Source organism: Agromyces neolithicus, from assembly GCF_039529735.1.
Classification (GTDB): Bacteria; Actinomycetota; Actinomycetes; order Actinomycetales; family Microbacteriaceae; genus Agromyces; species Agromyces neolithicus.
Genome location: NZ_BAAANJ010000001.1, coordinates 195,425 through 216,946, shown reverse-complemented (window position 1 = coordinate 216,946; position 21,522 = coordinate 195,425). Strand labels below are relative to the sequence as shown.

22 protein-coding genes are annotated in these 21,522 nt (G+C 69.7%); 11 read left to right on the top strand and 11 right to left on the bottom strand.

Annotated elements, in window-relative coordinates:
• Positions 1-61: 61 nt before the first annotated feature.
• Together ABD164_RS01020 and ABD164_RS01015 are read left to right on the top strand one after the other, a co-directional pair.
• The gene (locus ABD164_RS01020) at positions 62-409 is read left to right on the top strand and encodes a hypothetical protein (protein ID WP_344292511.1); all 348 of its coding nucleotides are present in this window, start codon (positions 62-64) and stop codon (positions 407-409) included.
• A gap of 110 nt (positions 410-519) precedes the next feature.
• Positions 520-1,146, top strand: a complete 627-nt coding sequence (locus tag ABD164_RS01015; protein WP_344293359.1) for a TrmH family RNA methyltransferase — start codon at positions 520-522, stop codon at positions 1,144-1,146.
• Here ABD164_RS01015 and ABD164_RS01010 read toward each other — a convergent pair.
• The gene (locus tag ABD164_RS01010) at positions 1,109-2,425 is read right to left on the bottom strand and encodes an MFS transporter (RefSeq protein WP_344292509.1); all 1,317 of its coding nucleotides are present in this window, start codon (positions 2,423-2,425) and stop codon (positions 1,109-1,111) included. The two genes, ABD164_RS01015 and ABD164_RS01010, sit on opposite strands and share 38 nt — an antisense overlap.
• Before the next feature lie 83 nt (positions 2,426-2,508).
• Between ABD164_RS01010 and ABD164_RS01005 the strand changes: the two genes are divergently transcribed.
• The 3 genes from ABD164_RS01005 (at position 2,509) to ABD164_RS00995 (ending at position 4,689) form a co-directional block, all read left to right on the top strand.
• Positions 2,509-3,159, top strand: a complete 651-nt coding sequence (locus ABD164_RS01005; RefSeq protein WP_344292507.1) for a TetR/AcrR family transcriptional regulator — start codon at positions 2,509-2,511, stop codon at positions 3,157-3,159.
• Between the two features lie 67 nt (positions 3,160-3,226).
• Positions 3,227-4,243 carry a magnesium and cobalt transport protein CorA gene (locus ABD164_RS01000; RefSeq protein WP_344292505.1) on the top strand — a complete coding sequence of 339 codons (1,017 nt, stop codon included), beginning with the start codon at positions 3,227-3,229 and terminating at the stop codon, positions 4,241-4,243.
• 77 nt (positions 4,244-4,320) lie between these two features.
• Positions 4,321-4,689 carry a nuclear transport factor 2 family protein gene (locus tag ABD164_RS00995; RefSeq protein ID WP_344292503.1) on the top strand — a complete coding sequence of 123 codons (369 nt, stop codon included), beginning with the start codon at positions 4,321-4,323 and terminating at the stop codon, positions 4,687-4,689.
• A 26-nt stretch (positions 4,690-4,715) separates the two neighbouring features.
• Here ABD164_RS00995 and ABD164_RS00990 read toward each other — a convergent pair whose 3' ends face one another.
• The 3 genes from ABD164_RS00990 to argG form a co-directional block, all read right to left on the bottom strand.
• On the bottom strand, positions 4,716-5,384 hold the full coding sequence (locus ABD164_RS00990; protein ID WP_344292501.1) for a GAP family protein: 669 nt from the start codon (positions 5,382-5,384) through the stop codon (positions 4,716-4,718).
• Positions 5,385-5,405: 21 nt separating this feature from the next.
• Entirely contained in the window at positions 5,406-6,878 is a 1,473-nt protein-coding gene (cls, locus tag ABD164_RS00985) for a cardiolipin synthase (protein WP_344292499.1), read from the bottom strand.
• Positions 6,879-7,043: 165 nt separating this feature from the next.
• The gene (gene argG, locus ABD164_RS00980) at positions 7,044-8,471 is read right to left on the bottom strand and encodes an argininosuccinate synthase (protein WP_344292497.1); all 1,428 of its coding nucleotides are present in this window, start codon (positions 8,469-8,471) and stop codon (positions 7,044-7,046) included.
• Between the two features lie 198 nt (positions 8,472-8,669).
• Here argG and ABD164_RS00975 point away from each other — a divergent pair, with 198 nt between their 5' ends.
• From ABD164_RS00975 to ABD164_RS00965, 3 genes are all read left to right on the top strand, one after another.
• Complete coding sequence (locus ABD164_RS00975) at positions 8,670-10,115, top strand: S8 family peptidase (protein WP_344292495.1); 1,446 nt, start codon at positions 8,670-8,672, stop codon at positions 10,113-10,115.
• 99 nt (positions 10,116-10,214) lie between these two features.
• Positions 10,215-10,760, top strand: a complete 546-nt coding sequence (locus tag ABD164_RS00970; protein WP_344292493.1) for a DUF3151 family protein — start codon at positions 10,215-10,217, stop codon at positions 10,758-10,760.
• Between the two features lies 1 nt (position 10,761).
• Entirely contained in the window at positions 10,762-12,048 is a 1,287-nt protein-coding gene (locus tag ABD164_RS00965; RefSeq protein ID WP_344292491.1) for an adenylosuccinate synthase, read from the top strand.
• A 67-nt stretch (positions 12,049-12,115) separates the two neighbouring features.
• Here the strand turns inward: ABD164_RS00965 and ABD164_RS00960 are convergent, their stop codons facing one another.
• Entirely contained in the window at positions 12,116-12,337 is a 222-nt protein-coding gene (locus ABD164_RS00960; protein WP_344292490.1) for an Rv0909 family putative TA system antitoxin, read from the bottom strand.
• A gap of 119 nt (positions 12,338-12,456) precedes the next feature.
• On the opposite strand from ABD164_RS00960, the gene ABD164_RS00955 reads away from it, so the two are divergent.
• The gene (locus ABD164_RS00955) at positions 12,457-13,101 is read left to right on the top strand and encodes a GNAT family N-acetyltransferase (RefSeq protein WP_344292488.1); all 645 of its coding nucleotides are present in this window, start codon (positions 12,457-12,459) and stop codon (positions 13,099-13,101) included.
• 28 nt (positions 13,102-13,129) lie between these two features.
• On the opposite strand, the gene ABD164_RS00950 is transcribed toward ABD164_RS00955, so the two are convergent.
• The 5 genes from ABD164_RS00950 to ABD164_RS00930 all read right to left on the bottom strand — a co-directional run bounded on the left by ABD164_RS00950 (position 13,130) and on the right by ABD164_RS00930 (position 17,826).
• Positions 13,130-13,870: a TSUP family transporter gene (locus ABD164_RS00950; RefSeq protein ID WP_344292486.1), complete on the bottom strand. Its 741-nt coding sequence runs from the start codon at positions 13,868-13,870 to the stop codon at positions 13,130-13,132.
• Between the two features lie 50 nt (positions 13,871-13,920).
• Positions 13,921-15,384: a sodium/solute symporter gene (locus ABD164_RS00945; RefSeq protein WP_344292484.1), complete on the bottom strand. Its 1,464-nt coding sequence runs from the start codon at positions 15,382-15,384 to the stop codon at positions 13,921-13,923.
• Entirely contained in the window at positions 15,381-15,731 is a 351-nt protein-coding gene (locus ABD164_RS00940) for a hypothetical protein (protein ID WP_344292482.1), read from the bottom strand. The genes ABD164_RS00945 and ABD164_RS00940 overlap by 4 nt, the downstream gene beginning before the upstream one ends.
• Before the next feature lie 161 nt (positions 15,732-15,892).
• Positions 15,893-16,639: a LytR/AlgR family response regulator transcription factor gene (locus ABD164_RS00935; protein ID WP_344292480.1), complete on the bottom strand. Its 747-nt coding sequence runs from the start codon at positions 16,637-16,639 to the stop codon at positions 15,893-15,895.
• On the bottom strand, positions 16,636-17,826 hold the full coding sequence (locus ABD164_RS00930; RefSeq protein WP_344292479.1) for a sensor histidine kinase: 1,191 nt from the start codon (positions 17,824-17,826) through the stop codon (positions 16,636-16,638). Before ABD164_RS00930 ends, ABD164_RS00935 begins: the two co-directional genes overlap by 4 nt.
• 193 nt (positions 17,827-18,019) lie before the next feature.
• On the opposite strand from ABD164_RS00930, the gene ABD164_RS00925 reads away from it, so the two are divergent.
• Entirely contained in the window at positions 18,020-18,394 is a 375-nt protein-coding gene (locus ABD164_RS00925) for a DUF485 domain-containing protein (protein WP_344292477.1), read from the top strand.
• A complete protein-coding gene (locus ABD164_RS00920) occupies positions 18,394-20,007 on the top strand; it encodes a solute symporter family protein (protein WP_344292475.1) in 1,614 nt (537 codons plus the stop codon). The genes ABD164_RS00925 and ABD164_RS00920 overlap by 1 nt, the downstream gene beginning before the upstream one ends.
• A 107-nt stretch (positions 20,008-20,114) precedes the next feature.
• On the opposite strand, the gene lpdA is transcribed toward ABD164_RS00920, so the two are convergent.
• On the bottom strand, positions 20,115-21,515 hold the full coding sequence (gene lpdA, locus ABD164_RS00915) for a dihydrolipoyl dehydrogenase (protein WP_344292473.1): 1,401 nt from the start codon (positions 21,513-21,515) through the stop codon (positions 20,115-20,117).
• Positions 21,516-21,522 lie beyond the last annotated feature (7 nt).

The window sequence follows — 21,522 nt, the reverse complement described above, 5'->3', positions numbered from 1 at the left end:
GTAGCAATATTTCGGTACGCCGAAAGGCACGGATGCCCGTATCGTTGGAAGAGGGGAACATATGGCGCTGCGTCTACGGGTCTGGCGATCCCGTTCGCGACTGGAGGCGGCCGAACCGCCGCTCGCGGACGACGATCCGTATGCGCTGTACCTGCGCTGGGTCGAGGCGGGGCGCCCGGCGCTCGATGACTCCGAGCCGGGAGCCGGAGCGGGGGCAGAGACCCCGCGGGCCGGTGACCCCGATGACTTCGCGACCGACGACGAGACGGTCGACGAACTCGCCGACGCCCCTTCGGCGGGCGCCAGGGCGGCCGCGACGCCGAGCGCCCGCCATGTCAACGCCGTCGACGCCTCGACGGGCGCTACCTCGTCATTCCAACGCCGGTTCCGGCTGTTCGGCCGGCGCTGAGGTCGAAGCGATCGCCGCGCGGGGACCGGCCGCGTCTGCGCGCGATCCGGTCACGGCGCGCAGCCCCGTACGCTTGCAGGGTGGAACCCGAACCGACCCCCGAGCCGCCCATGGCGCATGGCGTCGGCCCGTGGCCCGGCGGCAGCGAAGATTGGCCCGACGATCCGCACTACGATCCCGAGCTGCTCGCACACGGCGACACCCGCAATGTCATCGACCGCTACCGCTACTGGCGCATGGAGGCGATCGTCGCCGACCTCGACGAGCGCCGACACGGCTTCCACGTCGCGATCGAGAACTGGCAGCACGACATGAACATCGGCTCGATCGTGCGCAGCGCCAACGCCTTCGCCGCCGACACGGTGCACATCATCGGCCGCCGCCGCTGGAACAAGCGCGGCGCGATGGTCACCGACCGCTACCAGCACGTCGATCACCACGCGGATGTCGCGGGGTTCGCGGTCTGGGCGCGCGAAGCCGGGCTGCCGATCATCGCGGTCGACAACGTGGCCGGTGCCGTGCCGATCGAGGCGTTCGAGTGGCCCGAGCACTGTGTGCTGCTCTTCGGCCAGGAGGGGCCCGGGCTGTCGGCCGAGGCGACCGAGGCCGCCGACGCGATCGTCGAGATCACGCAGTTCGGCTCGACCCGCTCGCTCAACGCAAGCGCGGCCGCGGCGATCGCGATGCACTCATGGGTGCTCACTCACGCCCGTCCCGGGCCGGTCGAGCCCCGATAGCCTCCAACGCCGCAGCCTCCTCGGTCGATCGCGTGCGCTCGAGCCCGTCGACTGGGCGGCGAGCCTTCGCTGCGTGCACCACGAGCAGTCCGCCGGCCGCGACGAGCACGACGACGATCGCGGTGCCGCCGAAGAGCGCGAGCGGCCCGCCCGCGTCATACGCGATGCCAGAGAGCGCGGCGGCGATCGTCGCGGTGAGCAACCCGAACGCCCGCATGAGGCCCTGCGACGCGCCGGCCCGCACCGGGGGCACCGCCTGTGCCATCGCGGCGGCCGCGCCGATGAACGCGAGCGCCTGGCCGCTCGACTCGACGAGCCCGACCCCGGTGGCCACCCACGGATTGCCGATCACGCCGTAGAGCGCCACGATCGGCACGAGCACGATCGCACCGCGCATGAACGCCGAGACTCCGCCGCGCCGGTCGGCGAGCCGCCCCGCCCACCCGGCGACGAGCGCGAACGGCACGGCGAAGAGGGCGTAGCTGAGGGCGGTGAGCCATTCGCTCGCGCCGATGTCGGTCATGAATCGCGGCCAGATGCCGTCGTACGCACCGGTCGGCACCATGATGGCCCCGTGCAGCAGCAGCACGCCGACCACCGTCGGTGAACGCAGCAGGTCGAGGCTCATGCGCGGCGGCCGGGGCGCAGTGCCGACGGATGCCGCAGCCCCCGACCCAGTCGGCTCCGGCGCCCCGCGCTCCCGGAACGTCAGCATGACCGGCACCACACCGAGCACGACGGCCAGCCCAGACCAGGCGAGGATCGCGCCCGGGGAGGCGAACGCGATCGTGAGTCCCGAGGCGAGCGGGCCCAGCGCGATGCCTGCGAGTTCGGCGGCGCCGAGGCGGCCGAGCGACTCGCCGGCGCGCGCGGGATCGACGCGAACGAGGAGGGCGCTCGCGGCGGCCATGAACATGCCGAAGCCGAATCCACCGACCGCGCGGCCGGCGATGAGGTGCCAGGTCTCGGTGGCGAGCGCGGAGCCGATGAGGGCGACGGCCATGAACAGCACGCCGGCAACGCCCATCGTGCGCGCGCGGCCGCGATCGGCGTACGGGGCGACGACGATCTCAGCCACGAGGGCCGCGGCGAAGCCTGCTGCCGCGACGAATCCGATGTCGGTGGTCGAGATGCCGAGCTCGGCCTGCAGGGTCGGCAACAGGGGGAAGATGACCAGGGAACCCGACGACATGAGCACGGTCGCGGTCACGACCCCGACGGTCAGCCGGCGACGCTCGATGTCTGCGACGTCGATGCTCGCCATCACTGTTGTCCGCATGGACAGTAAGATACTCCTCTTGTCCACGTGGACAAGAGATTCAGGCCAATTGTCCATCCGGACAAGAGCGGTACGATGGAGGCATGGCGACCAGGTTGCACCCGGCGGAGCGGCGCGAGCAGATCCTCGACGCGACGATGCGCCTCGTTGCCCGCGATGGCTTCGCGCGGGTGACCCTGCGCGACGTCGCCGCAGAGGTCGGCGTGGTGCACGGACTCATCCGGCACTATTTCCCCACTCGCGAGCAACTCGTCGCCGAGGCGTTCGACGCCGCGGTGCGCACCGAACTCGCGGGCGACGAGGAGGTCGCCGAGCGGGTAGAACCCTTCGAGGCGCTCGCCGACTGGCTCACCACGACACCGAGCGACCACTACTTCGTGTGGATGGACGCCTGGAGCGAGGCGCAGCGCAACCCCGAGCTCCTCGCATCCCTCACCCATCACCACCGCGACTGTGAGCACCGCCTCGCGCGCATCATCGAGCGCCTCACCGAGTCGGGCCTGGGCGCGAGCGACGACCCCGCGGCCGACGCCAAGATGCTCACCGCACTCGTCGACGGCATCGCCGTGCAGCACCACGCCATCGGCCTCATCGACCGGGCACAGGCCGATCGGGTCGTGTACCACGCGGCCGAAGACCGGCTCGGCATCCGGCCCGGCACGCTCACCCGTTCTCGCCCCACAGCGGCCCGCGGGCAGTGGGTGGCCGCGGCCGCCGGCGGCACCGCCGACTGACGCTTTGCGCCCCCGGGTGCCGCGTGTCAGCCGCCCTTGAGCCGACGGGCGCGCGAGACTTGGGCCGATGCCGGTCATCGACAATGCGATCTACCGTGGCGGCGCACGCGTCGCGACGCCGTCGACCCTCGAGGAGACCTTCGAGACGCGTGAGGCGCACGGCGGATTCGCATGGATCGGGCTCTACCGACCCACCGAAGGGGAGCTCGCAGCGGTGGCCGCCGAGTTCGGCCTGCACCCGCTCGCCGTCGAAGACGCGGGCAAGGGCCACCAGCGAGCGAAGCTCGAACGCTACGGTGAGACGCTCTTCGTCGTGCTGCGGCCGGCACGGTACCTCGACGACGTCGAGCAGGTCGAATTCGGCGAACTGCATGTGTTCGTCGGTCCCGGCTTCGCCATCACGATCCGGCACGCCGAGTCCCCGAACCTCGCAAAGGTGCGTCATCGCCTCGAGGCCACGCCAGAGTTGCTCGCGAAAGGCCCAGAGGCCGTGCTCTACGCGGTGCTCGACGAGGTCGTCGACGAGTACTCGCCGGTCGATGCCGGGCTCGAGAACGACATCGACGAGATCGAGGAGCAGCTCTTCTCGGGCGACCCCGAGGTCACCAAGCGCATCTACGACCTCGCGAGCGAGGTCATGGAGTTCCAGCGGGCCACCCGGCCGCTCGTCGACATGTTCATCGCACTCGAGCGCGGCTTCGAGAAGTACGACGTCGACCTCGAGCTGCAGCGCTACCTGCGCGACGTGAAAGACCACGTCATCCGCATCGTCGAACGGGGGGAGTCGTTCCGCCAGCTGCTGCAGAACGCGCTGCAGGTGCACGCGACGCTCGTCGGCCAGCGCCAGAACGAGGAGATGAAGCGCCTCACCGAGACGAGCCTCGCACAGAGCGAGCAGACGAAGAAGATCTCGAGCTGGGCGGCGATCATCTTCGCCCCGACGCTCGTGGCCTCGGTCTACGGCATGAACTTCACGCACATGCCCGAACTCGACTGGGGCATCGGCTACCCGGGCGCCCTGGCGCTCATGGGCGCCTTCGCGCTCACGCTGTACCTGATCTTCAAGCGGCGCAACTGGTTGTGAGCGAGCGGATGTCGCGACACGACGGCGATTCGTCGTGTGCCCTTCCCGCGGCATCCGATCGCGGTTAGCGTTGGCACATGACCGAGATCACCGACGATCTGCCCGCCCGTCTGCTGCACGAGGAGCACGCCGGATGGCGGGCGATCGTCGAAGGGCGGGGCGGTGAGCACTACCAGCGGGCGATGACCCGCGACGCGCTCATGGTCGTCGAGGGGGCGATGCTCGGGCGCAACGAGATCCTCGCGCGGTTCCGAGCGACCCCGCCATGGGAGTCGTACGAACTGCACGAGCCCGCGGTCATCCGACTCGGAGACCGTGCCGGCATCGTCGTCTACCGCGCCGTCGCCCGGCGTGGCGACGACTCCGTGAACCTGCGCATGTCGACGACATACCTCTACGACGACGGCGCGTGGCACGTGGCCGCGCATCAGCAGACTCCCGCCTGAGGCGCGAGCGCAGCCGGGCATCGGCCTCAGAGACCTGCCAGACCCGTGCCGATGATGAACACGCCGATGAGGAAGACGATGAGGGCAGTCACCGTGCCCTGGTTGGCGGTGATCCAGTCCTTCATCTCGAGCAGCCTCGGCTGCATGCCCTTGGGATCGGCCAGCGCGAGGATGACCGGCACGGCCACGGTCGACGCTCCGATGATCGTGTAGATCACGATGACGATCGCCGATTCGCCGACCGACAGCTCGGGCGCGCGGATCGCCAGTCCGGCCGCGATCGCGAGCAGCAGCCCCTTCGGGCGAATGTTCAGCGCGACGGCGATGCCGAAGGCGCTCCACGGGCCCAGTTTGTCGACCGATTCGAGCCATTTCGGCATCGCGTCCGACGGATGTCGCCGAGCACGGCGCCATTCGACGACCGCGAGCACGACCAGTGCGACGCCCACGAGGATCTCGATGGCCGCGATCACCGTGTCGGGGCGTCGGTTGGAGCGGGGCGACGGAATCGCCTGCGCGCCGAGGGTGAAGGCGGTGACGACGACGGCCATGCCGAGCACCCAGCCGATCAGGAACGGCAACGCCGTGCGCTTGCCCTTCGGCGAGAGCAGGATGACGACGGTCGCCATGATGGGCACCGAGCTGATCGCCACGGCGAGCGCTATCGGGAGGATGTGGCCGATCGCCTGCAGCATGCTCGCCTCCGCCCGCTCGCGCTACTGCAGCGCCGAGGTGAGTCGGGCGATGCCGTCGAGGAAGGTCGCCGTCGCCGGCTCCTGCTCCCACTCCTCGAGCGTGAGCTGTCGGCCGATGGCACGATAGCCCTCCTCGACCTTGCGCATGTCGGCGACGAACGACGGGCCGCGCACGAGCATGCAGACCTCGAAGTTGAGGTTGAACGAGCGGATGTCCATGTTGCTCGACCCGATCACCGCCACGTCGTCGTCGATCGAGAGGTGCTTCGCGTGCAGGATGTACGGGCCCGGGTAGAGCCAGATCTGCACGCCCGCGCGTAGGAGGGCGCCATAGTACGAGCGCTGCGCATGCCACACCGAGCCCTGGTCGCCGATCTCCGAGACGAACAGCTGCACGTCGAGTCCGCGCAGCCGCGCCGACGTGATCGCGTACATCATCGCCTCGTCGGGTACGAAGTAGGGGCTCGTGATGATCACCCGCTGCTGCGCGGAGTTCACGAGCGAGAGGAACAGGCGCAGGTTGTTCTCGCCGTCGAATGCCGGCCCGCTCGGCACGATCTGGCAGTCGAGCGCATCGGGCGAGGTGTCGAAGTGGGCCGCTGTCGCGCGCACGTTCTCGTCGTTGTCGAGGAGTTCGTCGGTTTCGGCGTACCAGTCCGAGAGGAACACGGCGTTCAGGGCGGTCACGGTCGGACCGGTGACGCGGGCCACGAGCTCCTGCCACGCCAGCCCGCGCTTGATGTTGCTCTTCGAGTTGTAGCTGCGATCGATGAGGTTCTGCGAGCCGGTGAAGCCGACGCGCCCGTCGACGACCACGATCTTGCGGTGGTTGCGCAGGTCGGGTCGCTGGTACTTGCCCTTGAACGGCTGCACCGGAAGCATGAAGCTCCACTTCGCGCCGATGCGGTCGAGCTCGGCGTAGGTCGCCTTGTGGGTCGCCGAGCGGCCCGTGGAGATGTGGTCGAGCAGCACCCGCACCACGACGCCACGTTGCACAGCCCGTTCCATCGCCGCGAAGAAGCCGCGCGTCGTGTCGTCGAGCGAGACGATGAAGAACTCGACGTGCACGAACCGTTCGGCGGTGTCGACCTCGGCGGTCATCGCGTCGATCGACGCCTGGTAGTCGCCGATGAGCGTGGCCGTGTTGCCCCCGACGACGGGCAGCGCGCCGAGGCGCCGGTTCTGCTCGGCGATCGTGGCGAACCAGGCCGGCCACGTCGACCGGTCGGGGGCGAGGTCGACGCCGTCGCTGCGTTCGGTGATCATGCGGTTGACCTCGGCCTGGCGCACGCGCCACTTCTTCGGCAGCTTGATGTTGCCGATGACCAGGAACAGCACGATGCCGATGAACGGGATCAGGAAGATCGCGAGCAGCCACGCCATCGAGGCCGTCGGCTTGCGGTCGCGCGGGATGACGACCAGCGCGATGATGCGGATGACCCAGTCGAAGAGTACGAGCACGAGGCCGAGGATCGCCGCGGTCTCAGTGCTCACGACAGGTCATCCGTTCGCGTGAACGTGACGCCGGCCATGTGACCTCCCGAGGAAACCTGCCCGTCGTCGCTGATCGTCGACCGGCCAGTCGTCTGAGTATGGCACCGCCCCCGGCTGCACAGAAGGAGGCGGCGGCGGGTGCGTCGGTCGTGCCGCGGGGTGGCGTCAGTCGGTGCCGAGGTCGAACGCCGCGGCCTCGAGTGCCGCCTCGGTGGCGTGCTCGAGTGCGGTCTCGGGCTCGCCGGCCGAGATCTCGACGCCCTCGCCCGACTTGAGGTCGCCCACGAGCTCGGCGGTCGCGCCGCCCACGATGCCCTGCATCGCGTACTGCTCGAGGCGCGCGCGCGAGTCGGCGATGTCGAGGTTGCGCATCGTGAGCTGGCCGATGCGGTCTTCGGGTCCGAATGCGGCGTCGCCGACGCGCTCCATCGAGAGCTTGTCAGGGTGGTAGCTGAGCGCCGGACCCTCGGTGTTCAGGATCGTGTAGTCGTCGCCGCGGCGCAGGCGAAGCGTGACCTCGCCGGTGACGGCCGAACCGACCCAGCGCTGGATCGACTCGCGCAGCATGAGCGACTGCGGGTCGAGCCAGCGGCCCTCGTACATGAGGCGGCCGAGGCGGCGGCCCTCGGCGTGGTAGTTGGCGATCGTGTCTTCGTTGTGAATGGCGTTGAGCAGGCGCTCGTAGGCGATGTGCAGCAGCGCCATGCCCGGAGCCTCGTAGATGCCGCGGCTCTTCGCCTCGATGATGCGGTTCTCGATCTGGTCGGATGCCCCGAGCCCGTGCCGCCCGCCGATGGCGTTCGCCTCGTAGACGAGGGCGACGGCGTCGGGGAACTCGACGCCGTTGATCGCGACGGGACGCCCGGCCTCGAAGCGCACCGAGACCTCTTCGGTGGCGGTCTCGACGTCGTCGCGCCAGGCGGCGACGCCCATGATGGGCTCGACGATGTCGAGCCCGGTGTCGAGGTGCTCGAGCTTCTTGGCCTCGTGCGTCGCGCCCCAGATGTTCGCGTCGGTCGAGTAGGCCTTCTCGGTGGAGTCGCGGTAGGGGAACCCGCGCGCGACGAGCCACTCGCTCATCTCTTTGCGGCCGCCGAGCTCGGTGACGAACGCGGCGTCGAGCCACGGTTTGTAGATGCGCAGCCGCGGGTTGGCCATGAGGCCGTAGCGGTAGAACCGCTCGATGTCGTTGCCCTTGTAGGTCGAGCCGTCGCCCCAGATGTCGACGCCGTCTTCTTTCATCGCACGCACGAGCAGGGTGCCCGTGACGGCGCGGCCGAGCGGCGTGGTGTTGAAGTACGTCTTGCCGCCCGAGCGGATGTGGAACGCACCGCACTGCAGGGCCACGAGCCCCTCTTCGACGAGGGGCGCCTTCGCATCGACTGCGCGCGCGATCTCGGCGCCGTACTCCTTGGCGCGGTCGGGCACCGCCGCGATGTCGGGCTCGTCGTACTGCCCGATGTCGGCGGTGTACGTGCAGGGCACGGCGCCCTTCTCGCGCATCCACGCGACCGCGACCGAGGTGTCGAGGCCGCCCGAGAAGGCGATGCCGACACGTTCGCCGACGGGAAGGGAGGAGAGGACTTTCGACATGCCCTCCAGCCTACTTGCGCGGCATCTTGCACGACGACGCCGCACATGTCCAGCATGTGCACCCCCAGTACGGGGGCATTAGACTCGCGCCACCGGCCGTGCGGCACCATCGTCGCCGCCGCTCGTCGCCTCCACCGGACAGGCCGGGCCGCCGACTGACCCGGTCGGCGGTGCTCCACTCACGTCGAAGGAGACTGAATGAAGAACCACAAGGTGATCGGCGCGGTGTCAGCCGCTGCCCTCGCCGTCGGCCTCATGGGGGCGGCTGTCGCACCGGCAGCAGCCTCCGGACCCGAATCCACCTACCTCGTGCTCGCGCCGCAGGGCAAGAGCACCAAGGCCGCAGAAGCACGCGTGGCCGCCGCCGGCGGCACGGTCGTGGCCGCCTACGACCAGATCGGCGTTCTCGTCGCGAAGTCGACGAACACCGCATTCGCCGGCGCGGTCGCCGGTGCGGGCGTCGAGTCGGTCGCCTCGACCGACGGTCTCGGCACCACGCTCATTGATGACGACATCAGCGAGACGGTTGACGCGACCGCAGTCGAGGCCACCGGCGACCCGACGCTCGAGCCCCTGTGGGGCCAGCAGTGGGACATGGAGCAGATCGACGTGCCGGCGGCGCACGCCGTGACGACCGGCGACCCGTCGGTCGTCGTGGGAGTGCTCGACTCGGGTATCGACAGCTCGCACCCCGACCTTGCGACCCAGGTCGCCGAGGACCAGAGCGCCTCGTGCATCGGCGGTGTCGTCGACACCGATGAGGCCGCGTGGAACCCGACGACCTCCGACCATGGCACGCATGTCGCGGGCACGATCGCCGCGGCGATCAACGGCGTCGGCATCGCGGGGGTCGCGCCGGGCGTGAAGGTGGCCTCGGTGAAGGTCGTCAACGACGACGGGTTCATCTACCCCGAGGCGGCGATCTGCGGCTACCTGTGGGCGGCCGACCACGGCATGCCGGTCACGAACAACAGCTACTTCATCGACCCGTGGGAGTTCAACTGCGTGAACGACCCGCGTCAGCGGCCGGTCTGGCAGGCCGTGCAGCGCGCGCTGCGGTACTCGAACGCCCAGGGCACGCTGACGGTCGCCTCGGCGGGCAACAGCAACGTCGACCTGCAGCACAAGTTCGTCGACTCGGGCAGCCCGAACGACGGGAGCTCCCCCGTCGAAGACCGCACGATCACCGGCGCCTGCCGCGACATTCCGGCCGAAGCGCCGGGCGTCGTGACGGTCTCGGCGGTCGGCCCGACCGAGCAGAAGAGCTACTACTCGTCCTACGGACTGGGCGTCGTCGACGTGACGGCACCCGGCGGCGACACCCGCTTCCGCACCGGCGGGGCCTCGTCCACGCTGACCGACGCCGTGCTCTCGACCACGTATCCCGGTCACGGCTGGCGCTACAAGCAGGGCACCTCGATGGCCGGCCCCCACGCGGCCGGTGTCGCGGCGCTCGCCGTCTCAGCGCACCCCGGCCTCAAGCCGGGCGCACTCGCCTCGCTGCTCGAGCGCGCGGCGACGCCGCTCGAGTGCCCCGAGGGCGTGTACGAGCCGCGCCCGGGCTACCCGGCAACCTGCACCGGTGGTGAGCGCAACGGCTTCTACGGAGCCGGCAACATCAATGCATTCAACGTCGTGAAGTAGCATCCGAACCGTTGAACGGGCGAGGGGCCGGACCGCGAGGTCCGGCCCCTCGTGCGTGCGGCCGCAGGTTGCGCGAATACCTGCGCGATAGGGTGAAGTGTGACTCCAGAAGAATCAGCGCCGGCGCGCGACGGCCACCTCGCCGACGAACCGCAGGTGCGGCAGGCGCTCGCCGACGCCGATCGTGGGTCACTCGCAGCGGTCGTGGCGGCGCACCCCGCGTCGCCACTCGCCTGGACCGAGCTCGCCGACCTCGCCGACTCCGAGGGTCGAGCCATCGAGGCATTCGCCTATGCCGCCGTCGCCGTCGACCTCGCGTGCGACCAGCTCACGCGAAGCGGGTGGGTTCCGGGCACGCCCGTTCCGTGGGTCGACGAGCCGAACCGCGCCTACTTGAGGGCTCTCGACACGCAGCGCCGCGCGGCCGAGCAGCTCGGGCTCGACGATATCGCCCAGCGTCTCGCGGGCGAGCTGGCCTCTGCCGATGCCGAGGCGCCCGCCCGCATCGCGAGCGAGTTCACCCCCACCCAGCTCATCTCGATCGTGTCGTCCGACGACGCGTTCGCGCCCTCGTCGTCGACCTCGGCGTACGAGGGCGAACCGCTCGCAGAACCCGCCGCGGCCGACGCGGCAGGAGAGGACTGACATGCCCGCCGCCGTACTCATCGGAGCACAGTGGGGAGACGAGGGCAAGGGCAAGGCGACAGACCTGCTCGGCTCGCGCCTCGACTACGTCGTGAAGTTCAACGGCGGCAACAACGCCGGCCACACCGTGGTCATCGGCGAAGAGAAGTACGCACTGCACCTGCTGCCGTCTGGCATCCTCACCCCCGGTGTCACCCCCGTCATCGCGAACGGCGTCGTGGTCGACATCGAGGTGCTCTTCGAAGAGCTCGAGGGCCTCGAGAGCCGCGGCGTCGACGTCTCGAAGCTGCGCATCTCGGCGAACGCCCACCTCATCACGCAGTATCACCGCACGCTCGACAAGGTCACCGAACGCTTTCTCGGCAAGCGCCAGATCGGCACGACGGGCCGGGGCATCGGTCCCGCATATGCCGACAAGATCAACCGCGTCGGCATCCGCATGCAAGACCTCTTCGACGAGAACATCCTGCGGCAGAAGGTCGAGGGCGCACTCGACCAGAAGAACCACCTGCTGCTGAAGGTCTACAACCGCCGGGCCATCGGCGTCGACGAGGTCGTCGACGAACTGCTCGGCTACGTCGACCGGCTGCGGCCCATGGTCACCGACACGGCGCTCGAGTTGCACCAGGCGCTCGATCGCGGCGAGACGGTGCTCTTCGAGGGCGGTCAGGCCACCATGCTCGACGTCGACCACGGCACCTACCCGTTCGTCACCTCGTCGAACGCCACGAGCGGCGGCGCCATCACCGGCTCGGGCATCGCGCCCAACCGCATCGACCGCGTGATCGCCGTGGTGAAGGCCTACACGACGCGCGTCGGCGCGGGGCCGTTCCCCACCGAGCTGTTCGACGAGTGGGGCGACTTCCTCACCGAGCAGGGTCACGAGTTCGGCACCACCACCGGCCGCAAGCGCCGCACCGGATGGTACGACGCGCCCATCGCCCGCTACGCGGCGCGCATCAACGGCGTCACCGACTTCGTGCTCACCAAGCTCGACGTGCTCACCGGCATCGAGCGTATTCCGGTCGCCGTCGCGTACGAGGTCGACGGCGAGCGTTTCGACGAGCTGCCGGTCTCGCAGAGCGACTTCCACCACGCGAAGCCGGTCTACGAGCAGTTCCCCGGCTGGACCGAAGACATCTCGGGCGCCCGCGAGTTCGACGACCTGCCGCCGAACGCGAAGAGCTACGTGCGCGAGCTCGAGGCGATGAGCGGTTCGCGCATCTCGGCGATCGGCGTCGGCCCGGGCCGCGACGAGATCGTCACCCTGCGCGACCTGCTGAACTGACTGCGCGCTCAGGCGCGAAAACGGGCGGCGGGGTCGATGCCCCCGCCGCCCGTTCGCGTGTCTGCGACTACTTCTCGGTGCCGATGGCGCCGTCTGCGGCGTCGCGGGCTCCGTCGACCTTGTCGTGGTGCTCTTCGGGAACGACCTTCTTGGCCAGGTCGGATGCCCCGTCGAGCACCTTGTCGCTGATCTCCTCGGCCTGCTCACTATTGAGCGCGTCGGAGATCTTGTCTTTGTTCTCTTCGATGAAGTCGGTTGCCTTCTTCGTGATGTCGTCGAATGCGCCCATAGGTCGCCCCCACCTTTCGTTCGGGATCTGCACTTGCTCTCGTCATGTTAGAGGGCGGATGTCGCGTGCGGAAGCCTTTCGGTGATCTGCGGCATCACGCCGCGTGGCAGACTCGACGGGTGACCGCGACCCGCCCCGCCGATGCCGAACTCGTCGGCCGTTTCATCCGTCTGACGCCCTTCTCACCCGCCGACGTCCCGGCGCTCCACGAGGCGATCGGCGTGCCCGAGGTCTTCGCGGGCGGCTACGGCGGCGGGTCCGCCGGTTGGCCGGCGGACCTCGCAGCGTACGAGGCATTCGCGCGTGGGTACTACGCGAGTGGACCCGATTCGATGCCGTGGACCGTGCGCCTCAACGGCGGCCCCGACGACGGTCTCGTGGTCGGCGCGACCTGGTTCGGCGATCTCGATCTCGGCAACGAGTCGGCGCACATCGGTGCGACCGGGTACGACCCGCGCGTGTGGGGTACCGCAGTCAACCCCGAGGCCAAACTGCTGTTGCTCGGACTCGCCTTCGATCACGGCTTCGGCCGCGTCAAGCTGCAGGCCGACTCGATCAACGCCCGCTCGCGCGCGGCGATCGAGAAGCTCGGCGCGACCTTCGAGGGCGTGCTGCGCCGGCACAAGCGGCGCGCCGACGGATCGTGGCGAGACTCAGCGGTGTACTCGATCATCGTCGACGAGTGGCCCGAGGTGCGGGCGGGTCTCGAAGCGCGGCTCGCGGCGCGCGGCGATGAGCCGGTGCGGGTCACTCCGACGAGCTGACGCCGGGTCGCGGCATCCGATCGCCTGATCAACCGGCCAGGTCGACCAGGCCGTCGACAAGCGCCGCGACGCCGCCCACGTACGCGATCGCGATGACCGCGATGCGCGCGACGCGGTGGCTGACGCGGGGGCTCAGGAACTCACCGATCACGAGTCCCACGACGAGCGCGCCGATCACGATGGGCCAGGCAGCGAGGTCGAGCGCGGGCGCCGCCCACCCGGTCGCGCCGAGCTTGCCGACGAGTGAGGCGACGCCGATCACGACGAAGTAGGGCTGGGCCGTTGCCGCGAAACCGACCTGCGACCAGCGCGTGGCGACCGCGTACACGCTGAGCGCCGGGCCGCCGACGCCCGCGGCGGCGTTCATCACTCCCGAGGCCGCGCCCGCGGTGAGTGCGGGCATCGCACCCGACGCGACGTGCGACGTGCGCGTGACGACGAGGGTGACGGTGAGGGCCGCGATGACGAGCACGCCGACACCGACCTGCAGCACCGGCGCCGGCACGTGGGTCGCGAGCAGGGCGCCTGCGACGGTGCCGACGAGGGCCGGCACGGTGAGCCAGCCGAACCGCCGCCACTCGATATGGCGCCACACCCGCGGCAGGATCAGCAGCGACGAGAGCACGGCGCAGAGGTTCACGATGACGACGCCGTCGAACGGGCCGAGCAGAATGACGAGCGCCGGCGCGGCGATCAGCGCGAAGCCCATGCCGGTGATGCGCTGCGCCATCGCCCCGATGAGCACTGAGAGGGCGACGGGCAGGAGCACCGGGACATCCTATTCGTGCCTCACGGCGAATCGGCCGCGAGCGCGCGCTCTCACCGCTCGGGCACGTGCAGTCGGGTGAGGAACGCGTCGGTGCCGGCCGGCGTGCCACGCCGGTCGAGCCGCGACACGGCGACCGTCACGATCACCGCGAGCGGCACCGTCCATGCGGCCGGCTGCTCGAGGAACGGCGCGATGGCCGGCACGGATGCCGCGACGAGCGGCCCCCCGAGGATCGCGGCGCCCGACAGGACGCCCCCGGTGAGCATGCCCGCGATCGCGCCCCGCGACGTGAGTCCGCGCCACCAGATGCCGAGGATCAGCATGGGGCACAGGGTCGAGGCGGTGAACGCGAACACGAGGCCCACGCTGCCCGCGAGGCCCGACGACTCGGTCGCGAGGGCGACGAGCAGCGGCACGATCGTCGAGACGATCGCCGCGATGCGGAACCCGCGCACGCTGCCGCCGAGGAGGTCTTGGCTGATGACGCCCGCGAGCGAGACGACGAGTCCCGACGACGTCGAGAGGAACGCCGCGAACGCCCCCGCGATGACGAGCGCGGTGAGCACGTCGCCGAGCGGGCCCGGCACGAGCCGGTCGGGCAGCAGCAGGATGAGCGCGTCGGCTTCGCCTGACGCCGCGAGGTCGGGGGCGAACGCTCGCCCGAGAAGGCCGAGAATCGTCGGGAAGAGGTAGAACACCGACAGCAGCACGAGCACGATGACCGTGGTGCGGCGCGCGGCGACGCCGTCGGGGTTCGTGTAGAAGCGCACGAGCACGTGCGGCAGGCCGAGCGTGCCGAGCAGCAGCGCGACCATGAGCGACACCGTGCGGTACACGTCGAGCTCGCCCGGCCCGGCCGACGCGGGGAACGCCTCGGCCGGGGGAAGTTGTGCGGGCGGCTCGCCGCCGCCGACGACGAGCAGCAGTGCGACGACGGGCACCGCGAGCGCAGTGAGCTTCAGCCAGAACTGGAACGCCTGTACGAACGTGATCGAGCGCATGCCGCCGGCGGCGACCACGACCGCGACGATCACGGCGACGGCGAGCGCCCCTGCCCACGAGGGCAGCCCGGTCGTGATGCGCACGGTGAGTGCCGCGCCCTGCAGTTGCGGCACGATGTAGAACCATCCGATGACGATGACCAGCAGGCTCGTGACCCGCCGTGCCCATTGCGACTCGAGGCGCGCCTCGGTGAAGTCTGGGATCGTGTAGGCGCCCGAGCGACGCAGCGGCGCCGCCACGAAGAGCAGCAGCATCAGGTAGCCGCCGGTGTACCCGATCGGGAACCACAGCGCGGCCGACCCGGTCAGCAGGATGAGGCCGGCGACGCCCAGGAACGACGCGGCCGAGAGGTACTCGCCGCCGATCGCCGACGCGTTCCACCACGGACGCACGGTGCGGCTCGCCACGTAGAAGTCGCTCGTCGTGCGCGAGACGCGCAGGCCGTAGAAGCCGATGAGCGCCGACACGAGGGCCACGCCCACGATGGCCGTGTATCCGATCGCGGGATTCACTCGTGCTCCGCGAGCGAGCGGTACCGCGCCTCGTTGCGTGCGGCGGCGCGCTGGTACAACACCGCCACGGTGATCACGAGCGGGTAGATGCCGGCGCCGAGCAGCACCCACGACACCGGCACGCCGGCCAGGTAGGTGTCGTCGAGTCCGGGCACGAGCGCGATCACGAGCACGAAGAGCACGGTCGCGACCGCGAATCCGACGGCGACCGTGACCGCGAGCCGCAACTGCGACCCGATGAGCGAACGCACGTACACGGCCGCGATGTCGCCGGCAGGGTCATCGGTGCCGCTCGATCGCAACGGCCGAGCGGATGCCGCGCCGCCGGCACTTCGCGGAGCCGTCACGCGCACCCGCGGTGGCGCTCCCGTCGGTCGAGTAGCCGCCCGCGGCGTATCGAGACCCTCACCGCGCGAAGGTCTCGATACGCGCCCTCCTTCGTCGGGTGCTAGATCTCGATACGGCGCTGGCGCGCCTACTCGATCCGGCGCTCGACCGGCGTCGTCACTCACGGTCGTGCCCGCAGGATCGCGGTCTCGAGCCGGTCGCGCAGCGCCGGCAGGAGGCGGCGGCTCACGGGCAGCTCGGCGCCGCCGACGGTGACGCTCGGGTGGTCGGCACCGAGCCGCACTCGGCTGACGTGCCCGAGCGCCACCAGATAGGAGCGGTGCACGCGCACGAATCCCGCGTCGGCCCACTGCCGCTCGAGGTCGGCCATCGGCACGCGCACGAGGTAGCTGGCCTCTTCGGTGTGCAGGCGGGCGTAGTCGCCCTGCGCCTGCACGTAGCGCACCTCGTCGCGGCGGATCATGCGGGTTGTGCCGCCGAGGGTGACGGCGATCACCTCGGGCTGGGCGGTGTCGGCGGGTGCCGGGTTCGACGGGCTGCCGATCTTGAGCGCCTCGGCGATGCGCCCGACCGAGCGCTGCAGTCGCTCGGCGCGCACAGGTTTCAGCAGGTAGTCGACGGCGGCGAGGTCGAACGCCTCGAGCGCCCCCTCTTCATCGGCCGTGACGAACACGAGCACCGGCCGGTGCTCGAAGCGCGCGAGCGCGCGGGCGAGGTCGAAGCCGGTGAGCCCCGGCATGTGGATGTCGAGGAACGCCGCGTCGACCGGCTCTCGCGTGAGCAGTCGGATCGCCTCGGCGCCCGACGAGGCCTGGTGGATGACGCCCACGCGCGGATCTTGGCCGAGCAGGAACGCGAGCTCGTCGATCGCGGGCTGCTCGTCGTCGGCGATGAGCACGGAGATCATGGACCAGTCCTGCCGTCTCGTTTCGGGCCCGCCTTCGGAACCCGCATGCGAACGAGGGTACCCGCCCCCACGTTGGTCTCGACGACGAGTCCGTGCTCGTCGCCGTAGACCTGCCGCAGGCGGGCATCGACGTTGCGCAGGCCCACGTGCTCACCCGTCGACGGGTCGCCTGCGAGCGCGCGGGCGAGCGTCTCGGGGTCGATGCCGACGCCGTCGTCCTCGACGGTCAGCTCGGCGAACGCGCCCGAGTCGGCGGCCGTGATGTCGATGCGACCGCCGCCCTCTTTCGATTCGAGCCCGTGTCGCACGGCGTTCTCGACGAGCGGCTGGATCGAGAGGAACGGCACCACGGTCGAGAGCACCTCGGGCGCGATCTGCAGGGTCACCGTGAGCCGGTCGCCGAAGCGGGCGCGCTCGAGCTTCAGGTAGCTGTCGATCGAGCGCAGCTCTTCGGCGACCGTCGTGAAGTCGCCGTGGCGACGGAACGAGTATCGCGTGAAGTCGGCGAACTCGAGCACGAGTTCGCGGGCCTTCGAGGGGTCGGTGTTGATGAACGACGCGATCGCGTTGAGCGAGTTGTAGATGAAGTGCGGGCTGATCTGCGCCCGGAGCGCCCGCACCTCGGCCTCGGCGAGTGCCGTGCGCGAGGCATCCAATTCACCCAGTTCGACCTGTGCCGCGACCCAGTCGGCGACCTCGCCCGTCGCTCGCACGAGGCCCGCTCGCACGGGAGACGAGAACGCGACGATCGCACCGAACGGGCCGGCGCTGCCGAGCACGGGCGCGACGATGGCGTCGGTCTCGTGCCCGCCGATCGCGAGGTGCCGCTGCACCTGCGGCTTGCCGCTCGCGATCGCCGCGGCGGCGAGCTCGGACGCGATCACACGGACGTCGTCGTCACCGTCGACCGTGACCCGGCCGGTGCGGTCGACGATCGCGAGGCTCTCGCAGCCGAGCAGCGCCCGCAGGTGCCGGCCGGCGCGCAGCACCTCGGTTTCGCCGCCGCCGCCGCGCAGGTGCTTCGCCGCCCGCGACGCGAGGTGCAGGGTCTGGTAGGTCGCCCGCTCGGCGTCGGTGCCGAGCTCTTTCGACGCGAGCACGATGCGCCGCAGGAACACGACGAGGCCGACGGCGAGTGCGCCGCACACCACGCCGAGCGCGGCGGCGAGCAGCGTCGACTCGGGCATGCAGGCCAGCGTATCCGTTCGACCCGGCGCCGTCGTTCGTCGTCGCACGGCAACCGTTCGTCGCACGGTTCCTGCCGTTGGGCGACGACGAGCGGCAGGCGCCCCCGGCCGTCGCACCGCCACGCCAGAGTGGGCGAACCGCAAAGCAGCGGCGCGGGCCACGGCTCGCCACATCCCCCACGAAGGAGACGCAATGGGCAACGAAGCCCTGAGTGCGCAGGACGAGACGGCCCCACCGGTCGACTACCGCGCAGTGCAAGAATCCCCCGAGTTCCAGCGACTGCGTTCGAGGCACCGGAGGTTCGTCTTCCCCGTGCTCGCCGTGTGCCTCGTGTGGTACTTCGCCTACGTGCTGCTGGCCGGCTACGCGCACGACTTCATGTCGACGCCCGTGTTCGGCAGCGTCAACGTCGCCATCCTGCTCGGCCTCGCGCAGGTCGTCACGACGTTCGCCGTGACCACCTGGTACGTCAGGTACGCCAACCGGCAGCTCGACCCGGTCGCCGAGCAGATCCGCGACGAGATCGAGTCCGGCGCGACCTTCGCCGCCGAGGGGGTGACGCGCTGATGCTGCACCTCGCTGCTTCGACGACACAGGCAGGCGAGCCCTGGCTCAACATCGCCATCTTCGGCGCCTTCGTCGCGATCACGATGATCATCGTGTTCCGTGCGAGCCGCAACAACAAGACCGCGGCCGACTACTACGCCGCCGGGCGCTCGTTCACCGGTGGCCAGAACGGCTCGGCCATTGCGGGTGACTACCTGTCTGCGGCGTCGTTCCTCGGCATCGTCGGGGCGATCGCGATCAACGGGTACGACGGGTTCCTCTACTCGATCGGCTTCCTCGTGGCGTGGCTCGTGGCGCTGCTGCTCGTGGCCGAGCTGCTGCGCAATACCGGCCGGTTCACCATGGCCGACGTGCTCTCGTTCCGACTGAAGCAGAAGCCGGTGCGCATCGCGGCCGCGACGACGACGCTCGTCGTGTGCTTCTTCTACCTGCTCGCGCAGATGGCCGGAGCGGGCGGGCTCGTCTCGCTGCTGCTCGGCATCGGCGACCAGGTCGGCCAGGCCGTCGTCATCACGGTGGTCGGGGCGCTCATGATCCTCTACGTGCTCATCGGCGGCATGAAAGGCACCACCTGGGTGCAGATCATCAAGGCGGTCCTGTTGATCGCCGGTGCCGGTGTCATGACGGTATGGGTGCTCGCACTCAACGGATTCAACTTCTCGAACCTGCTCGACAACGCGGTGGCGGCGGCGAACAACCCCGAGATCCTGAACCCGGGCCTCAAGTACGGGGTTTCCGAGGTCGCGAAGGTCGACTTCCTCTCGCTCGGCCTCGCCCTCGTGCTCGGCACGGCCGCTCTGCCGCACGTGCTCATGCGCTTCTACACGGTGCCCACCGCGAAGGAGGCCCGCAAGTCGGTCGTCTGGGCGATCTGGCTCATCGGCATCTTCTACGTGTTCACGCTCGTGCTCGGCTATGGCGCGGCCGCCCTCGTGGGTGCCGACGTCATCGCCGCGGCACCCGGCGGCCCGAACTCGGCGGCCCCGCTGCTCGCGTTCGAACTCGGCGGCCCGCTGCTGCTCGGACTGATCTCGGCGATCGCGTTCGCGACGATCCTCGCGGTCGTCGCGGGGCTCACCATCACGGCAGCCGCGTCGTTCGCGCACGACATCTACGCGAGCGTCGTCAAGAAGGGCAAGCCCGAAGCCGGCGCAGAGGTCAAGGTCGCCCGCCGCACGGTCATCGTCATCGGCATCGTCGCGATCATCGGCGGCATCGGCGCGAACGGCCAGAACATCGCGTTCCTCGTGGCGCTCGCATTCGCGGTGGCGGCGTCGGCGAACCTGCCGACGATCGTCTACTCGCTGTTCTGGAAGCGGTTCACGACCAAGGGTGCGCTCTGGAGCATGTACGGCGGCCTCGCGTCGGCGATCATCCTCATCATCTTCTCGCCGGTCGTCTCGGGCTCCGTGACGTCGATGCTGAAGACCGAGGACATCGACTTCGCGATCTTCCCGCTGTCGAACCCGGGCATCGTCTCGATCCCGCTGGCGTTCTTCCTGGGCTGGCTCGGCACCGTGCTCGACAAGGGCACCGAAGACCCGGCGAAGCAGTCCGAGATGGAGGTGCGTTCGCTGACCGGCGTCGGTGCCGAGAAGGCGGTCGACCACTAGCCGAAAGCTTCGACGCGGCGGGAACGCCTGCCCGTGCCGCGTCGTCGAATGAAGGGGCGGATGTCGCAGCACCGTGCTGCGGCATCCGCCCGTCTTTGCGCGTGGGGTCACATGTTGATCATGTGACCGGCGAGGCCGTGGAATCCTTCCTGCAGTGCCTCGGAGAGTGTGGGGTGCGTGTGTACGTTGCGGGCGAGCTCGAGCGCGCCGAGGTCCCACTTCTGGGCGAGGGTGAGCTCGGGGAGGAGCTCCGCGACGTCGGGGCCGATGAGGTGGCCGCCGAGCAGCTCGAGGTGCTTCGCGTCGGCGATGAGCTTCACGAACCCGGTCGGCTCGCCCAGTCCGTGCGCCTTGGCATTCGCCGAGAAGGGGAACGTCGCGACCTTGACGTCGTAGCCCTCGTCGCGCGCCTGCTGCTCGGTGAGGCCGAAGCTCGCGACCTGCGGCGCACAGAAGGTGGCACGCGGCATCATGCGGTAGTCGCCGAGCGACATGGTCTCTGCACCGCCGATGGTCTCGGCCGCGACGACGCCCATCGCCTCGGCGACATGCGCGAGCATGAGCTTCGCGGTGACATCGCCGATGGCGTAGATGTTCGGCACGTTGGTGCGCATGAACTCGTCGATGCCGATCGCGCCGCGGTCGGTGAGTGCCACGCCCGTGGCCTCGAGGCCGAAGCCGTCGACATTCGGCGCGAAGCCCACGGCCATGAGCACTCGGTCGACCTCGAGCGAGCCGGGCTGGCCGTCGGCGCCGGTGTAGGCCACGGTGACGGATGACCCGTTGTCGGTGACCGTCTGCACCTTCGTCGACGTGAGGATGGGCACGCCGAGCTTGCGGTACTGCTTCGTGATCTCCTTCGAGACGTCGACGTCTTCGTTGGGCAGCGCGCGGTCGAGGAACTCGATGATCGTGACATCCACACCGTAGTTGCGCACGATGTAGGCGAACTCCATGCCGATCGCGCCCGCGCCGATGACGGCGATCGAACGCGGCAGCTCGCGGTCCATGATCTGCGTTGCGTACGTGACGATGTTCGGCGACAGCTCGACGCCGGGCAGGAGCTTCACCCGCGAGCCCGTCGCGATGATCGCGTTGTCGAACGTGACGCTTTCGGTCGATCCGTCGGCCTTCGCCACGTCGATGGCGTTCGCATCGCGGAACGTGCCGCGACCGTCGATCTCGGTGATCTCGTTCTTCTTCATCAGGTAGTGCACGCCCTTGACGCGCCCCTCGGCGACCTGGCGGCTGCGGTCGTACGCGGCGCCGTAGTCGAAGGTCGCCTCGCCCGAGATGCCGAACGTGGCGGCCTGCGCGGTGAAGATGTGCGCGAGCTCAGCGTTGCGCAGCAGGGCCTTCGAGGGGATGCACCCGATGTTCAGGCACACCCCGCCCCAGTACTTCTGCTCGATCACCGCGGTGCGCAGGCCGAGTTGTGCGGCGCGCACCGCGGCGACGTACCCGCCGGGGCCGGCGCCGAGGACGACGACATCGAAATGGCTGGTCATGCCGCCC

Excerpts from the sequence above, each read along its gene's own strand:
- ABD164_RS01020 (WP_344292511.1), top strand. The coding sequence starts at position 62 with ATGGCGCTGCGTCTACGGGTCTGGCGATCCCGTTCGCGACTGGAGGCG.
- ABD164_RS01015 (WP_344293359.1), top strand. The coding sequence starts at position 520 with ATGGCGCATGGCGTCGGCCCGTGGCCCGGCGGCAGCGAAGATTGGCCC.
- ABD164_RS01010 (WP_344292509.1), bottom strand. The coding sequence starts at position 2,425 with ATGCGGACAACAGTGATGGCGAGCATCGACGTCGCAGACATCGAGCGT.
- ABD164_RS01005 (WP_344292507.1), top strand. The coding sequence starts at position 2,509 with ATGGCGACCAGGTTGCACCCGGCGGAGCGGCGCGAGCAGATCCTCGAC.
- ABD164_RS01000 (WP_344292505.1), top strand. The coding sequence starts at position 3,227 with ATGCCGGTCATCGACAATGCGATCTACCGTGGCGGCGCACGCGTCGCG.
- ABD164_RS00995 (WP_344292503.1), top strand. The coding sequence starts at position 4,321 with ATGACCGAGATCACCGACGATCTGCCCGCCCGTCTGCTGCACGAGGAG.
- ABD164_RS00990 (WP_344292501.1), bottom strand. The coding sequence starts at position 5,384 with ATGCTGCAGGCGATCGGCCACATCCTCCCGATAGCGCTCGCCGTGGCG.
- argG (WP_344292497.1), bottom strand. The coding sequence starts at position 8,471 with ATGTCGAAAGTCCTCTCCTCCCTTCCCGTCGGCGAACGTGTCGGCATC.
- ABD164_RS00975 (WP_344292495.1), top strand. The coding sequence starts at position 8,670 with ATGAAGAACCACAAGGTGATCGGCGCGGTGTCAGCCGCTGCCCTCGCC.
- ABD164_RS00965 (WP_344292491.1), top strand. The coding sequence starts at position 10,762 with ATGCCCGCCGCCGTACTCATCGGAGCACAGTGGGGAGACGAGGGCAAG.
- ABD164_RS00960 (WP_344292490.1), bottom strand. The coding sequence starts at position 12,337 with ATGGGCGCATTCGACGACATCACGAAGAAGGCAACCGACTTCATCGAA.
- ABD164_RS00935 (WP_344292480.1), bottom strand. The coding sequence starts at position 16,639 with ATGATCTCCGTGCTCATCGCCGACGACGAGCAGCCCGCGATCGACGAG.
- ABD164_RS00930 (WP_344292479.1), bottom strand. The coding sequence starts at position 17,826 with ATGCCCGAGTCGACGCTGCTCGCCGCCGCGCTCGGCGTGGTGTGCGGC.
- ABD164_RS00925 (WP_344292477.1), top strand. The coding sequence starts at position 18,020 with ATGGGCAACGAAGCCCTGAGTGCGCAGGACGAGACGGCCCCACCGGTC.
- ABD164_RS00920 (WP_344292475.1), top strand. The coding sequence starts at position 18,394 with ATGCTGCACCTCGCTGCTTCGACGACACAGGCAGGCGAGCCCTGGCTC.
- lpdA (WP_344292473.1), bottom strand. The coding sequence starts at position 21,515 with ATGACCAGCCATTTCGATGTCGTCGTCCTCGGCGCCGGCCCCGGCGGG.